14 protein-coding genes are annotated in these 13,155 nt (G+C 60.2%); 8 read left to right on the top strand and 6 right to left on the bottom strand.

Annotation, left to right across the window (positions count from 1 at the left end; translation table 11 throughout):
- The first annotated feature begins 5 nt into the window (after nucleotides 1-5).
- The 3 genes from lipA (at nucleotide 6) to GEV02_RS08920 (ending at nucleotide 1,786) form a co-directional block, all read left to right on the top strand.
- Nucleotides 6-992, top strand: a complete 987-nt coding sequence (gene lipA, locus GEV02_RS08930) for a lipoyl synthase (protein ID WP_152808053.1) — start codon at nucleotides 6-8, stop codon at nucleotides 990-992.
- A gap of 180 nt (nucleotides 993-1,172) precedes the next feature.
- Entirely contained in the window at nucleotides 1,173-1,409 is a 237-nt protein-coding gene (locus GEV02_RS08925) for a type II toxin-antitoxin system Phd/YefM family antitoxin (RefSeq protein WP_152837689.1), read from the top strand.
- Nucleotides 1,409-1,786 (top strand): type II toxin-antitoxin system VapC family toxin, encoded by a 378-nt coding sequence (locus GEV02_RS08920; RefSeq protein WP_328595762.1) that lies wholly within the window; start codon nucleotides 1,409-1,411, stop codon nucleotides 1,784-1,786. The genes GEV02_RS08925 and GEV02_RS08920 overlap by 1 nt, the downstream gene beginning before the upstream one ends.
- Nucleotides 1,787-2,074: 288 nt before the next feature.
- Here the strand turns inward: GEV02_RS08920 and GEV02_RS08915 are convergent, their stop codons facing one another.
- On the bottom strand, nucleotides 2,075-3,460 hold the full coding sequence (locus GEV02_RS08915) for a deoxyguanosinetriphosphate triphosphohydrolase (protein WP_217433120.1): 1,386 nt from the start codon (nucleotides 3,458-3,460) through the stop codon (nucleotides 2,075-2,077).
- Nucleotides 3,461-3,796: 336 nt separating this feature from the next.
- On the opposite strand from GEV02_RS08915, the gene GEV02_RS08910 reads away from it, so the two are divergent.
- Entirely contained in the window at nucleotides 3,797-4,459 is a 663-nt protein-coding gene (locus GEV02_RS08910; RefSeq protein WP_152837688.1) for a uracil-DNA glycosylase, read from the top strand.
- Here the strand turns inward: GEV02_RS08910 and GEV02_RS08905 are convergent, their stop codons facing one another.
- From GEV02_RS08905 to GEV02_RS08885, 5 genes are all read right to left on the bottom strand, one after another.
- A complete protein-coding gene (locus GEV02_RS08905) occupies nucleotides 4,460-5,581 on the bottom strand; it encodes a HupE/UreJ family protein (protein ID WP_152837687.1) in 1,122 nt (373 codons plus the stop codon).
- Nucleotides 5,578-6,753, bottom strand: a complete 1,176-nt coding sequence (locus GEV02_RS08900) for a tetratricopeptide repeat protein (RefSeq protein WP_152837686.1) — start codon at nucleotides 6,751-6,753, stop codon at nucleotides 5,578-5,580. The genes GEV02_RS08905 and GEV02_RS08900 overlap by 4 nt, the downstream gene beginning before the upstream one ends.
- A 59-nt stretch (nucleotides 6,754-6,812) precedes the next feature.
- Nucleotides 6,813-7,052 (bottom strand): hypothetical protein, encoded by a 240-nt coding sequence (locus GEV02_RS08895; RefSeq protein WP_152837685.1) that lies wholly within the window; start codon nucleotides 7,050-7,052, stop codon nucleotides 6,813-6,815.
- A complete protein-coding gene (locus tag GEV02_RS08890; RefSeq protein WP_217433119.1) occupies nucleotides 7,049-8,575 on the bottom strand; it encodes a DUF4331 domain-containing protein in 1,527 nt (508 codons plus the stop codon). Before GEV02_RS08890 ends, GEV02_RS08895 begins: the two co-directional genes overlap by 4 nt.
- Nucleotides 8,576-8,683: 108 nt before the next feature.
- Entirely contained in the window at nucleotides 8,684-10,705 is a 2,022-nt protein-coding gene (locus GEV02_RS08885; protein ID WP_152837684.1) for a TonB-dependent receptor, read from the bottom strand.
- A gap of 146 nt (nucleotides 10,706-10,851) precedes the next feature.
- Here GEV02_RS08885 and GEV02_RS08880 point away from each other — a divergent pair, with 146 nt between their 5' ends.
- Genes GEV02_RS08880 through GEV02_RS08865 form a run of 4 tightly spaced genes read left to right on the top strand, consistent with a single transcriptional unit; the run spans nucleotide 10,852 to nucleotide 13,142 of the window.
- On the top strand, nucleotides 10,852-11,439 hold the full coding sequence (locus tag GEV02_RS08880) for a sigma-70 family RNA polymerase sigma factor (RefSeq protein WP_328595761.1): 588 nt from the start codon (nucleotides 10,852-10,854) through the stop codon (nucleotides 11,437-11,439).
- Nucleotides 11,436-12,140: an anti-sigma factor gene (locus GEV02_RS08875; protein WP_328595760.1), complete on the top strand. Its 705-nt coding sequence runs from the start codon at nucleotides 11,436-11,438 to the stop codon at nucleotides 12,138-12,140. Before GEV02_RS08880 ends, GEV02_RS08875 begins: the two co-directional genes overlap by 4 nt.
- 59 nt (nucleotides 12,141-12,199) lie before the next feature.
- Nucleotides 12,200-12,622 carry a PaaI family thioesterase gene (locus GEV02_RS08870; RefSeq protein ID WP_152837682.1) on the top strand — a complete coding sequence of 141 codons (423 nt, stop codon included), beginning with the start codon at nucleotides 12,200-12,202 and terminating at the stop codon, nucleotides 12,620-12,622.
- 46 nt (nucleotides 12,623-12,668) lie between these two features.
- Nucleotides 12,669-13,142: a group I truncated hemoglobin gene (locus GEV02_RS08865; protein WP_152837681.1), complete on the top strand. Its 474-nt coding sequence runs from the start codon at nucleotides 12,669-12,671 to the stop codon at nucleotides 13,140-13,142.
- The last annotated feature ends 13 nt before the right edge of the window (nucleotides 13,143-13,155 follow it).

Raw genomic sequence — 13,155 nt, 5'->3', positions numbered from 1 at the left:
GCCAAATGACTTCTGAAACCACTACCAGCGTTGCCCCGGCTTACAACCCGAGCGAAAAGCAAAAAGGCGCCAGCAAGACCGCGCGCATCCCGATCAAGATCGTGCCGATCGAACAGGTCGAGCGTCTGAAAAAGCCGGAGTGGATACGCGTCAAGGCGGCGTCGGCCTCGACCCGCTTCTACGAGATCAAGGACATCCTGCGCGAGAACAAGCTGGTGACCGTGTGCGAAGAAGCGAGCTGCCCTAACATCGGCGAATGCTTCGGTAAGGGCACGGCCACCTTCATGATTATGGGCGACAAGTGCACCCGCCGCTGCCCGTTCTGCGACGTCGGCCACGGCCGCCCGGATCCGCTGGACAAGGAAGAGCCGTTCAACCTGTCGAAGACCATCGCCGAGCTGCGCCTGAGCTACGTGGTAATCACCTCAGTTGACCGCGACGACTTGCGTGACGGCGGCGCCGGCCACTTCGTCGAGTGCATCCAGAACACCCGCGCGCTGTCGCCGAAGACCCAGATCGAAGTGCTGGTGCCGGACTTCCGCGGCCGCCTGCAAAAGGCGCTGGACATCTTCAAGGATGGCCTGCCGGACGTGATGAACCACAACCTGGAAACCGTGCCGCGCCTGTACAAGGAAGCGCGTCCGGGTTCGGACTACATGCACTCGCTGCAGCTGCTGAAGGAATTCAAGGAGCTGTATCCAGAGGTGAAGACCAAGTCCGGCATCATGGTCGGCCTGGGCGAGACCGACGAAGAGATCCTGCAAGTGATGCGCGATATGCGCGAGCACAACATCGACATGCTGACCATCGGCCAGTATCTGGCGCCGTCGAACAGCCACCTGCCGGTGCGCCGCTACGTGCACCCGGACGTGTTCAAGATGTTCGAAGCCGAAGCCTACAAAATGGGCTTCAAGCACGCCGCCGTCGGCGCCATGGTCCGCAGCTCGTACCACGCGGACGAGCAGGCGCATAACGTGCTGGCCGCCGGCTAAAAACTCAGCAGCACCAAGAGAAGCAAGCCCTCGCAAGACGGCTTGCTTTTTTTATTTCGATTGATGGCATCCGTTGCATTGATCAGAGCAGCGTTGAGCCATATCAGAACGACGTAGCTTGTTCGGCTTGTCATCTTCTGCTTCAGACCTAAACTGAAGCTTTCCGAGCGGGAGATTCATATGCCAACGATTGATATCAATGATGCCAAAGCTCGACTTGCGGCATTGATCGATGATGCCGCCAATGGAAAAGAAGTCGTCCTGGCCAAGGACGGACACCCGGTTGCCCAGCTGGTCGCTATTGCCAAGCCGTCCACGAGAGTGAAGTTTGGGACGATGAAAGGCAAAATCTGGATCGCCGACGATTTTGACGCACCCCTCCCCGACGATATTCAAGCTGCGTTCGAGGGAAAATAGTGCGGCTGCTGCTTGACACACACATCCTGCTCTGGTGCTTGCAAGGTAGTCGAAAATTGTCCAAACCTGCACGGGCTCGGATTGGCGCCTCGCGGGAAGTCTTTGTCAGCAGCGTGTCAATCTGGGAAATCGCGATCAAAAATGGTTCCGGCAAGCTAACGATCGATATGAGTCAGCTTGCGAGTGAAATTACATATGCCGGAATGCTGGAACTGAAAATTTCGCATATACACGCCGCTCGCGTGCGGCACTTGCCCGGCATTCACCGCGACCCGTTCGACCGCATGCTAGTCGCTCAAGCCATGTGCGAATCCATGAAACTGTTGACCGCCGACCGTGTTCTGGCGGACTATTCGGAACTTGTCGAAATAGTTTAGCTCCTAAGACACCCAAGTTAACCGGCAGGGTTTCCACAAAATTTTGCAGCTCCCAAGACCCGATGTGGCAATACTGTGACCTCATCCTGATTTGTATCGATAGCGGTTCGGAAGTACCCAAGAAAAAGTCGACGTTATAAGAGGGAGTCGAAAACTGCATTCTCTTGTCTAGGAGCTTTAGTCACAAGCAACTAAAAGAGCCGGATGAATATAGCATCCGGCGGCCTCTCGACTATGAAATTCCCAAACACTTAGCGCCAACCGATTAGAGAGCGTGGATATCTGTATTCATCTTACCTCCCCCATACCGCTAAATTGCCTTGCTAGGTGTGTAGCATAGTTGTCAGTCATTCCGCTCACAAAATCCACAATCCGCATCAATGCAAGATATCTGCGATCTCCTTGATTTGCACCTGAATTAGCAACTGCTGGATGGAAGGTGTTTTTTCCTACTAAATCAAGTACTCGCGAAGATCTGTAGCTTTGATCGTTTCCGGTTACATGTTCAACAGCAGCGTGGCACAAAACTTCCATTAGAGTTGAGATCGTGGTATATGCGCCTATTTCTAATTCAATTTTTCTGGGGTGTGAGAATATTTTCGTCTTAGCTAAGTTCTTTGCTGCCCTCACACATGTGGAAATTTTATCATCACACAATGACAAGATTTCTTCGTGTTGCCCGGCGAGGATAGCTTCCTCATTTTCAACAAAAGCCTTAACGGCACTATCAACAAATGCCGAGATCACTTTTCCGCGAATCAAAGGGGGGCGCCGCCCAGGCTTAAATCGAGCTAGCTCTTTCTCTAGATCTTGAAGTTTTGTTTGATCAAGCACGGGTTTCAATACTTCAAAAACTTCCTCCCAGGAAAGTATTCCCATATCCATCCCATCTTCAAGATCTAGAAGGGCATAACAAAAATCATCGGCAAGTTCCATTAGATGAACTAGAGGGTGTCGACAAAACCAGTCATCGCTACTTTTACTAATTAGACCGGTTGCATTTGCGACCTCTCTGAAATAATCTAAATCTGCCTGAAAGACGCCATATTTATTGGTTTTCGGGCGACGGTTTCCAACGGCTGGAACGGATGTCCAAGGATATTTGATGAATGCTGCTAATGAGGCATATGTAAGCCGCAAACCACCTTCATACGGATGAAACTCTGAGCATGTTAAAACTCGAAATCCCTGCGCATTTCCTTCGAAATTTTGCAGATCACAAATTTGATCCGGGTTTAGCCCGTTAATAAAGGGAGCAGCTTCTGTACTCTTGAACCAATGACGAATCGCTTCCTCCCCAGTATGACCGAATGGTGGATTGCCGATGTCATGAGCTAAGCAAGCAGTTTGAACTATGTCGCCAACGTCTGCGGGAGTGATAGCGCTCGGTAAGCTGCCTTTTTTCTTCAACGCATCGCCTACAGCAATTCCAAGTGTTCTTCCAACACTTGCCACTTCTAGGCTATGCGTGAGACGGTTATGAACATGATCGTTTGTAGCGAGCGGATGGACCTGAGTTTTTCTAGCCAATCGTCGAAATGAGCCTGAAAATATGACTTTGTCATGATCTGAATTAAATGGGGAGCGTCCTCCTTCGATTTTGGAAGGACGATGTCCTAGTCGTTCAGAGTTAAGTAAATTTTCCCATGACATCATTGCTTTTTTATTATTCAATTCGTCTCTCCTTTTTGGCTAAATCTATTCACATGGCATGATCCTGATAAATAGTCTACAGATTTTTCTTCTTGGAAATCTAACCAATATACGCGGCGCGGAGATGCTTTTCAAGCATTAAGTTAATATGTTGATAATAATTAATGGTGCATTTTTGATAATTAGTTTTAAAAAGTTTGCTTTATAATAGAAGCAATGATTAATCTTTGAGCAGTAAGAAATATTGAATAATTATTACTCGAAACAGTCTTTATTTTGTCTGAGTACGATATTTTTTATAAAAATTAATATAATATTATAATTGTGTTTTTAAAAAATTTAAATAAAGGAAAATAAATGAGTGTTCGTATCGAGGCTTCCTGGAAGGCGCGGTTGGAGCAGGAGTTTGAACAGCCTTATTGGGAAAGCCTCACTTCCTTCGTGCGGGCGGAGTATGCGGCGCATCAGTGCTGCCCGGCCGGCAAGAACATCTTCAGGGCCTTCGATCTGACGCCGTTCGATGACGTCAAAGTCGTCATCCTCGGCCAGGACCCGTACCACACGCCCGGCGCGGCGATGGGCTTTTGCTTCTCGGTCCCGGAAGGCAACCGCCCGCAACCGAGCCTGCAAAACATCTTCCAGGAACTGTACAACGACCTCGGCCTCGACCGCCGCCAGACCGATTTGACGGACTGGGCGCAGCAAGGCGTATTCCTGCTGAACAGCGTGCTCACCGTGCGCGCCCGCGAGGCCGGCTCGCACGCCCACAAAGGCTGGGAGACCTTCACCGACAGCGCCATCCGCCACTTGTCCGAACAACGCGAACGGCTGGTGTTCATCCTGTGGGGCAGCTACGCGATTTCAAAGAAAGCCTTTATCGACGGGCGAAAACACCTGGTCATCACCTCGCCGCATCCATCGCCCTTCTCTGCTCACAAGGGCTTCTTCGGCAGCAAACCATTCTCGCGCGCGAACGAATACCTCATCGCCAACGGACAAGCACCGATCCAGTGGGCCTGATCAGGCGCTGATCAGTTTCAGGTCGAACGCACGTTCGACCAGCCACACCACCGCCACCAGCGCAATCGCCACCGAGCCGCCCGTCAACAGCCTGCGATAGAACCACGTGCCGCGCAACGCGAACGCCAACGGCAGGAACGCGGCGACGATGCACAACTGCCCGATCTCCACGCCCAGATTGAAGCCGAATAAACTCGTCAGCAAAGCCCCCTGCGGCAAGCCCAGATCGATCAATACGCTGGCGAAGCCGAAGCCGTGGATCAGCCCAAACGCGAACGCCGCCAACGGCCGCCGCCCACGGAACAGCGGATAGACATTGTTCAACGCCGCCAGCACCACCGAGGCCGCAATCGCCGATTCCACCCAGCGTGACGGCAGCGCGATCAAAGACAGGCTGGCCAGCGTCAGGGTCAACGAATGCGCCAGCGTGAACGCCGTCACCACTTTCAGCACATCGATGAAGGACTCGCGCAGGCTGGCCGACGGCGTGCCGCGCGCGCCCAGCATCACGGCCGGCAGCAGCAGCGACAGCAGGAACAGGATATGGTCGTAGCCGATCCAGATATGCCACACGCCGTCCTTCACGTAAGCGCCGAACTGCTGCAAGCGGTCCGGCGAAGATAGCGACAAACTCTGACGCGCATGCGCAGGATCGAATATCGCCGTCGACGTTACGCCGTCATGCGTCAGGCGCAGCAAGCCTTTGTGCTGCGGATCGAGATCGTCGAACAGCCGGTAGTTGATGGTCAGCGCCGCCAGAGGGCTTGGGCACGTGACGTGAAAACGCAGCACGCTGTAGGCGCCGTCGGTGTGGTCGTCGATCAGTTGTTCGTCGGTGTCGATCAGGCACGCGCCCTTGTCGGTGGCGATGCTGAGGCGCTCCAGCGCGTAGGCGGCAATCGCCGCGTGACGCGTGCGGATTTCGTCCCAGGTCAGCTTGCCGTCGCCATCCTGATCGAGGCCGATGGCGAAGTCCAGGTCGCGCAGCGCGATGTCCCACTGGCCGGCGATGCGTTCGCCCTGCACTTCCAGCGACAGGTAGCTGTCGCTCGGTTTGTGCGCCCAGGCCGGCAGCACCGCGCCGCACAACAGTGCGAAGAACAAGAGCAGGCGTTTCATCATGTCCCCGTTTGCAGTTGGCGGACCAGGCGTGCCGCCGCCACGTCCTCGGTGTGGTGCAGCGCGATCCAGTCCAGCACCGGCTTGGCGGCGCTTGCATCGCGCGCCTGCACCGCCGCTTCCAGATAGATGTGGATGTCGGCCGGTTCTTTTTGCACCGCCCAGTTCTTGCGGGCCAGCGTCAGCGCACTGGCCGGATCGCGACGCAGCAGCAGCTCAAAGCGCGCCTGCTCGCGCTGGTGCACGGTGTCGCCACGCTGGGCGGCGGCGTCGAAGCGGGCCGCCAGTTCCTGCACGTCCGCAGCCAGCGCCTTGTCTGCGCTGCCCTGCTGCTGCAAGGCCAATGCGCGGCGCAGCAGCAGCGCGTCGATGCGGGTCTGGTCCTTCAACAGGGTGGCGACTTCGCCGGCGCGCCGCTGCTCCAGCAGGAAATCCGCATAAGCGCCCAGCAGATAACTGTCGCGCGGGCTCAGGGCCAGGCCGCGTTTGTAGCGCGCCTCGGCGATGTCCGCCGCGCCGCGCCGCTGCGCCATTTCCGCCAGCAGCGTCAAGGCCCATACTTGCAGCGCGGCCGGCGCGTTGCTGCTGCGTTCCAGCGTCAGGTCCAGCAGTTGTTCGCTTTTCAGCGAGCGTCCCGTCACCGTGCCCACGTTGGCGATGCAGGTGATGGTGATCAGTTCTATCGACATCGAAGACAGGTGCGCGCAGCTGGCGGAGGCGCCGGCGTAGTCGCCCTGCACGGTTTGCACGGTGGCCTGCGTCAGCCACCCTTGTGCGTTGGTTGGATCGGCTGCCAGCACGGCCTTCAGGTCCGCCATCGCGGGTTCGAACTGGTGGGTGCTTTGCAGTAGCGTGGCGCGCAGCAGGCGCACCGGTACCGGCGGCGATGTCAACCACCACCACGGCGCCAGCGCCGCTTGCGCATACCCAAGGTAGCGTGGATCGGTTTCACTGCGCGCCAGCGTGATGTAGCGCGTGGCCAGCGCGGTGGCCAGCGCCACGTCGTTGGGATGGGCGTTCAATTCGCTGCGCATGCGGCGCAGCTCCTGCTGCACCGGATCGCCGCGACGCGGCAGCGTCTCGATCACCTGCGCGCCGCTGGCGGGAACGTAGGGCGCAGCCTGGATCGCGGCAGCCGCCGCAAGCAGCAGCAAGGCAAAAATCGGCTTCTTCATCTCGACCTCAAACGGAAAAACGGACGGATGCACTCGCATCCGCCCTTGTGCTGCAAGGCTTACTTGTACACGACCGGTTCCGTGTCTTCCGGCGCGGTGGCGACTACGGTGTCCGTCGCCATGGGTTCGGCGGAGCTTTCGCTGCCGTCGCCGATGAACGCCAGCACTGCCGTGTAGAAGGCATCGAGCGTCACCACCGGCGGTGGCGGTGTCGGTGTCACCGGCGTGTGGTCGTCATAACTGGTGCTGCCTCCGCATGCGCTGAGCACCAGCAGCGCGATCAGGCCGAGGTACTTCATGGCTTGCTCCGTGCCGAAGTTACGCCCGAGGTTTGCGGCGAACCGGCGATCGGCGTCTTCAGGTAAGGGAAGGCGGCGGTGAAGTAGCTGTCGTCCAGATAGGCGCCGTCGGTGAAGTGCAGGCCGCCGGCCGGTGCGTCGGCCGGAGCGCAGCCCAGGTTCAGCGTGCACAGTTTGCCCATCACCACGCGCAGCGCGATGTCGACCACGTCGTCGCCGGGACGGCGGCCGTTCGGGAAGCCGGCATTGTCGCCGCCGATCACGCCCAGGCGGTTCTGCGCGCCCATCGCGACGGCTGGCGTCGATGTGTTCAGGCGCAGCATCTCGGAGGCGACCACGGTGGCGGGCTGGTTCAATCCTTTGACGCCGGTGAGGAAGGCCGCCACCAGGTCGTTACGCGGGAAGTTGGTGGGCGCCTTGGCGCCGGCGCTGCCGTACAGGATTTCAATCAGCGCCGGCAGCGTTGGATTGGTGACGTAGGTCGCGAACTGCGCATCGCCGGAAGGCTTGCTGCTGTTGAAGGTGTCCTTGTCCTTCAGGCCGATGACGACCTCGTTCACCAGCGGCATGCCGAGGCGCGATACCTGCGTCCAGGCGCCGCCTTCTTTCGATGCGGTACTGGTGTTCGGCGTCGGGTTCAGCAGGCGCGCCTGGCGCACGCTGGCCGTGGTCCAGCCGCCGATGACGGGATCGCTGCTGCCGGTGGCGGTCAGGCAGGACGCGGCGACTTCGATTTCGATGGATGTCACGTTCTTGTCGGCCAGGTCGTCCTTGGCGGCCTTCTCGGCGTTGGCGCTGAATTCGGTGGCGGGCGCCTTGATGTTGACCAGGTCGAAAGTCTCGCCGAGGTTGACCACGAACGGATCCTTGCGCTGGCCGACGAACATGCGCGCCGGCGTGCTGCAGCCGGGGATGTTGACGCTGTAGACGTGCGCCGCCGCATACGCCGCGTAATTCGGAATCGACTTGTTGCCGATATTGTCGAGCGGCTTGTCGAAGGTGCTGGTGCCGTCGGCCGCGTTGGTGACGGCGGCCTTGGCGCCGGTGCGGCGGTCGCCGCGCACCACGTTGACTGTGTAGGTCTCGCGCACATTCGCGCCGGCCGCGTTCGGGCCGGCGATGGCGCCGCCGTTAATCACCAGCGGTATCGATACCTGCTTGCCGCCGACGGTCAGCTTGGTGTCCTTGTTGGTGTTGGTGAAGCGGAACTGGAAGGTCAGGTCTTCCTTGGCGTCGCCGTTGTTATCGATGTGGATCTCGTACAGCGCGTTCGGGTCCATGGCGAAGTAGTTCGGGCCACCGTAGGCATCCTGTAGCGGGATGTAGTTGGCGATCAGCGTAACGAAGTTGGCGCGGCCGCTTTCGTAGCTGCGGAACATGTAGAAGTCGGTGCCGTCGACTTTGGGACTCTGCGTGACGAACGGTGCTTCGCGGTGGCTGGACGCCATGGCCGCCGGTGCGAATGCGCTGGCGATGGCGCCGATGACGGCCGCGCGCATTGCGTGTTTGACGATGGTTTGCATCTTGTATCCTCCCCTATAGGTTGACCTGCCAGGTACTGCACGGTGATATACGCCGCACGATTCAAATCGGATTCAGGTTCGTCAATATTTATGTTTTAAAAATTCGTTTTAAAAATTCCGGCTCAGCGTCAGCCGCAGCGTGCGCGGTTCGACCGGATGGAAGTGCACGCCGTTGACGCCCTCCGCCGGCTCGCCCGGCAGGCGCGAGGCGTAGTAGTAATCGATGTCGCTGGCGCGGCGGTTGAACAAGTTGAAGCCGTCCAGCGTCAGCTTCGTCTTGCGGTCCAGCTGATAAGCGATGCGGCCGTAAGCCAATGTGGTGGCGGCCGAGCGCACGCTGTTGTCCTCGATGAGTGGGCGCGGGCCGAAGTAGCGCAGCTCGAAGCCGCCGGACCAGCGGCCGATATCCTTGATCGTCACGCCGAACGAGGCCACCTTGTCCAGCGCCTCCGGCACGTGGTTGCCGGCCGGGTCGTCCTGGCGGTAGCGCGCGTGCGATGCCGACAGGTCCAGATCGAACAGCAGCCACGGCGCGGCGATGTAGTGGTTGCTCCATTCGACGCCACGGCGGCGGCTGGGGCGAGTCGCCTCGGTGTCGCCGCTGTCGCCGGCGAACACCAGTTCGGAATCGATATCCAGCGTCCATAGAGACAGGGAGCTTTGCAGGCCGGGCAGCCATGCGCCGCGCACGCCCAGCTCCGCGCCGCGTGTGCCCACCAGCGGCGTGGCCGGATCGGCGGCCTTGAGCACGCCGCGCGCGTCGTTGCTGTGGAAGCCGGCGCCGTAGTTGACGAAGTACTCGGTGCTGCGCCACGGCCCGAAGATCAGCGACAGCTTGGGCGAGGTCTTGTGCGCCTGCGTGCTCGCGCCGTTGACGTTGAAGCGATAGGCGTCATGGCGCAAGCCGGCGATGCTGCGGAAGGATGGCGACCAGTAGCTGGTGTTCTCCCAATACAGGCCGGCGCTGGCTTCGTTGACGCGGTCTTCGCTGACGGTGGCGATGCGCTGGCGCGCGACTGTGTGGTACAGGCCGAGCGGCGCGATGCGGTCATAGCGCGTCTGCACGCCGAACTTGTTGCGCATGTCGATGCCGGCAAACTGCCGGACCCACGTCTGGCTCGCATTGAAGCCGGCCATCGTGCGGCGCTCGCTTTGCTGGAACTGGTCGCCGTTGACCGGATCGTTGAGCAGGTAGGTGAAGTCGCTGTACAGGTCCAGGCTGGAGCGCACCAGATAGGCCGATGCTTCGGTGATGCTGCCCTCGCCGCGGCTGTGCATGGCCCACGCCAGGCTGGTGCGCGAGGTGTCGCCGCCGTCGCTGGAGTTGGCGCTGCCGTAGCGGTCGAAGCGGCCGTCGTCCACCGCGCGCTGCGGCAGCTGGTCGGTGGCGTTCCAGCGGTTGCGGTAGGCCATGGCGGTGATGCTGTAACCGTTCTGCGCATCGCCGCGCGTGTAGCGCAGCGTGGCGCTGGCTTTGCGCACCTGCTCCGGCGTCTGCCACGGGCCGTCGTTGCGGCTCAGTTCCAGGCCGTACAGCAGCGTGCCGCCGGCCGCCGCGAACGAATCGGCCAGCACGCCGCGCTGGTAGCCGTAGCTGCCCAGCGTCAGGTTGGCGCTGCCCTGCGGCAGGCGGTCGGCCAGCCGGATGTGGGCCGCACCGGCCGACGAGAAATCGCCTTCGTCGGCGTAGTAACTGCCCTTCTTGTAGTCGATGCGCTGCACCAGTTCGGGGATCAGGAAGTTCAGGTCCGAGTAGCCCTGGCCGTGCGCGTTGCTGCGCAGGTTGACCGGCATGGCGTCGACATAGGTGGCGAAGTCGGTGCCGTGGTCGAGGTTGAAGCCGCGCAGGAAGTACTGGTTGGCCTTGCCGTCGCCGCTGTGCTGGGTGACGATCATGCCGGGCACGAACTCCAGCAGCTCGCCGGTGCGCAGCGCGGGACGGCTGGCGATCAGCGCCGATGTGACCGTGCCCTGGCTGGCGGCGTCCGAGGTGCCGAGCGCGTTGTCGTAATGAGCCAACACGATCACGCGGCTGGACGGCGCGTCGTTGGCGCCTGGTTCTACCTCGGCCGCAGCGGCGCAACCCGCGATGGCGGCGGCGATCAGCCCGGCGATGCTGCGTTCGATCATGGTATTGCCCTCGCAGTGCGTTATCGATGGGGCATGTACGCGAGGATGGGGCGATCGGATTCAAAATATATTTGTGTTCGCGCGTACGCGGGATATGGTATTTTTCTCACGCTTGCTCATTTCCTCCACTTCCCCCAAGGCCCGCAGTGTCCGACGCGAATACTCTCGATCCCCAGCAGCTGCGTACCTGGCTGCATGGCGCGGCCAGGCGCGATGCTGTCGCATTTCGTTCACTCTATGATGCAACCTCAGCGAAACTGTTTGGCTTCGCGCTGCGTATATTGATCAAGCGCGAACTTGCCGAAGAGGTGATACAAGAGAGTTTCGTCGCGATCTGGAACAACGCCGGCAGCTACCAGAGCCATCTAGCCGCACCGATGACCTGGATGACGACCATCGTGCGCAACAAGGCCTTCGACCTGCTGCGCCGTAGCGACGCCACCACCGAAATCGACGGGGAACAGTTTGACAGCGAGGTTATCAATGCACTGCACGATCCCGGAGCCACGCCCATCGAGGCACTCGAAATGAGCCGCGACGCCAAGGCGCTGGCCTATTGCATGTCCGCGCTGGAAGGACTGCACCGGCAGGTGCTCGGCCTGGCCTTCTTCCATGATTTGTCGCACAGCGAAGTGGCGCAGCAGATGGCGCTGCCGATCGGCACCGTCAAGACCTGGATACGCCGCAGCCTGGAAAAACTGAAGACCTGCCTGGCCAAGGGAGAACGCGCGTGAACCTCCGCGACAACGCCCCGCTGCGCGAAAAACTGGCCGCCGAATACGTGCTGGGCACGTTGAAGGGCGGCGCGCGCCGCCGCTTCGAAGGCTATCTGCACAATGACGCGGCGCTGCGCCGCATCGTCGTCGAATGGCAGGACAGGCTGACGCCGCTGGCCGAGTTCTCGACCGCGCAGACGCCGCGCAAGCAGGTGTGGCGCGGCATCGAGCGCCGCCTGAACCTGCCGAGCGCCTATGCGGCCTGGCAGTTCTGGCGCAACGAGTCGGTGACGTTCTGGCGTTCGCTGGGCGTGGCGTCGAGCGCCGTCGCGGCGGTGCTGGTGGTGGTGGTGGCCACGCGCACGCTGGAAGCGCCGCAGCTCGACTACATCGCCACGCTGGCCGACGACAAGGCCCAGACCGCGCTGGTGCTGACCGGCGACAGCCGTCATCAGGCGATGACGGTGCGCGTGGTCGGCGCGGCGGCGGTGCCGGGCGATAAATCGCTGGAGCTGTGGGCGGTGCCGAAGTCGGGCAACCCGCGTTCGCTGGGCCTGGTCGGCGATCATGGCGAGGTCAGGCTGGCGATGACCAGCAAGGCCATCGGCGACGACGTGGCGCTGCTGGCGGTCACGCTGGAACCGAAGGGCGGCTCGCCGAATCCCAACGGGCCGACCGGACCGATACTCTACAAAGGCAACTGGGTCCGTGTGATGTAGGGTGAAAGTTGCTATCATCGCTGGCGTCGGGCGCAAGCCCCCTCTCGCAAAGGACAGTCATGGACGCCAGCAAATTCAACCCCGAATATTTTAACCAGTTCGGCAAGGGCACTTTGCCCGATCACCTGGGCATCGTCATCACCGGCGTGGCCGAAGGCGAGATCGTGGCGGAGTTCGCGGTGACGCCGCGCCACCTGGCGCCGAATGGCTTCCTGCACGCCGGCAGCGTGGTGACGCTGGCCGATACCGCCTGCGGCTACGCCTGTTTCTCGCACCTGCCGGAAGGGGCGAACAGTTTTACCACGATCGAATTGAAATCGAATCACCTGGGCACGGCGCGCGATGGCGTCGTGGTGGCGACCGCCAAGGCGGTGCACCTGGGCCGCACCACGCAGGTGTGGGACGCCATCGTCACCAACAAGGCAACTGGTAAAACGATAGCGTTGTTCCGTTGCACACAGATGGTTCTGTATCCGAAATAGCTGCTAAATTGTAGCCGGGCATGGACCTCACTCATAAGGATAAGAGATGATGAACTTCGCAAGAACGGCCGCACTCGGCCTGTTGCTGGCCTCCTCGCTGGCCACGGCGCAAACTCCCTACACCGATGACTCCACCTACCGCGGGCTGGGCGGCAAGGAAGGTATCAAGAAAATTGTCGATACCTTCGTGCCGATGCTGCTGGCCGATCCGCGCATCAAGGACAGCTTCGCCGACTTCGACATGGCGCAGCTCAACGTGCGGCTGCAGGAACAGTTCTGCGAGTTCGCCGGTGGCCCGTGCAAGTACACCGGCAAATACCGCGACAAGACGATGGACGGCGTCGGCACCGTGCGCGACATGACCACCGTGCACCAGGATTTGAAGATCACCAACGCCATGTTCAACGCGCTGGCGGAAGACTTGCAGATCGCGATGGAGCAGAACAATGTGCCCAGCAGCGTATCGAACAAGCTGATCGCGAAGCTGGCGCCGATGCAGCGCGCCATCGTGACCAAATAATCCCGCCAGGAGA

The organism is Rugamonas aquatica, assembly GCF_009380215.1.
Taxonomy (GTDB): Bacteria; Pseudomonadota; Gammaproteobacteria; order Burkholderiales; family Burkholderiaceae_D; genus Rugamonas; species Rugamonas aquatica_B.
Note: the sequence above shows the minus strand (reverse complement) of the source record. Positions and strands in the feature narration are given on the sequence as shown.

Bases quoted from the DNA above. Each gene is read 5' to 3' on its own strand.
- lipA (WP_152808053.1), top strand. From the start codon at position 6: ATGACTTCTGAAACCACTACCAGCGTTGCCCCGGCTTACAACCCGAGC.
- GEV02_RS08925 (WP_152837689.1), top strand. From the start codon at position 1,173: ATGCCAACGATTGATATCAATGATGCCAAAGCTCGACTTGCGGCATTG.
- GEV02_RS08910 (WP_152837688.1), top strand. From the start codon at position 3,797: ATGAGTGTTCGTATCGAGGCTTCCTGGAAGGCGCGGTTGGAGCAGGAG.
- GEV02_RS08905 (WP_152837687.1), bottom strand. From the start codon at position 5,581: ATGATGAAACGCCTGCTCTTGTTCTTCGCACTGTTGTGCGGCGCGGTG.
- GEV02_RS08900 (WP_152837686.1), bottom strand. From the start codon at position 6,753: ATGAAGAAGCCGATTTTTGCCTTGCTGCTGCTTGCGGCGGCTGCCGCG.
- GEV02_RS08895 (WP_152837685.1), bottom strand. From the start codon at position 7,052: ATGAAGTACCTCGGCCTGATCGCGCTGCTGGTGCTCAGCGCATGCGGA.
- GEV02_RS08890 (WP_217433119.1), bottom strand. From the start codon at position 8,575: ATGCAAACCATCGTCAAACACGCAATGCGCGCGGCCGTCATCGGCGCC.
- GEV02_RS08885 (WP_152837684.1), bottom strand. From the start codon at position 10,705: ATGATCGAACGCAGCATCGCCGGGCTGATCGCCGCCGCCATCGCGGGT.
- GEV02_RS08870 (WP_152837682.1), top strand. From the start codon at position 12,200: ATGGACGCCAGCAAATTCAACCCCGAATATTTTAACCAGTTCGGCAAG.
- GEV02_RS08865 (WP_152837681.1), top strand. From the start codon at position 12,669: ATGATGAACTTCGCAAGAACGGCCGCACTCGGCCTGTTGCTGGCCTCC.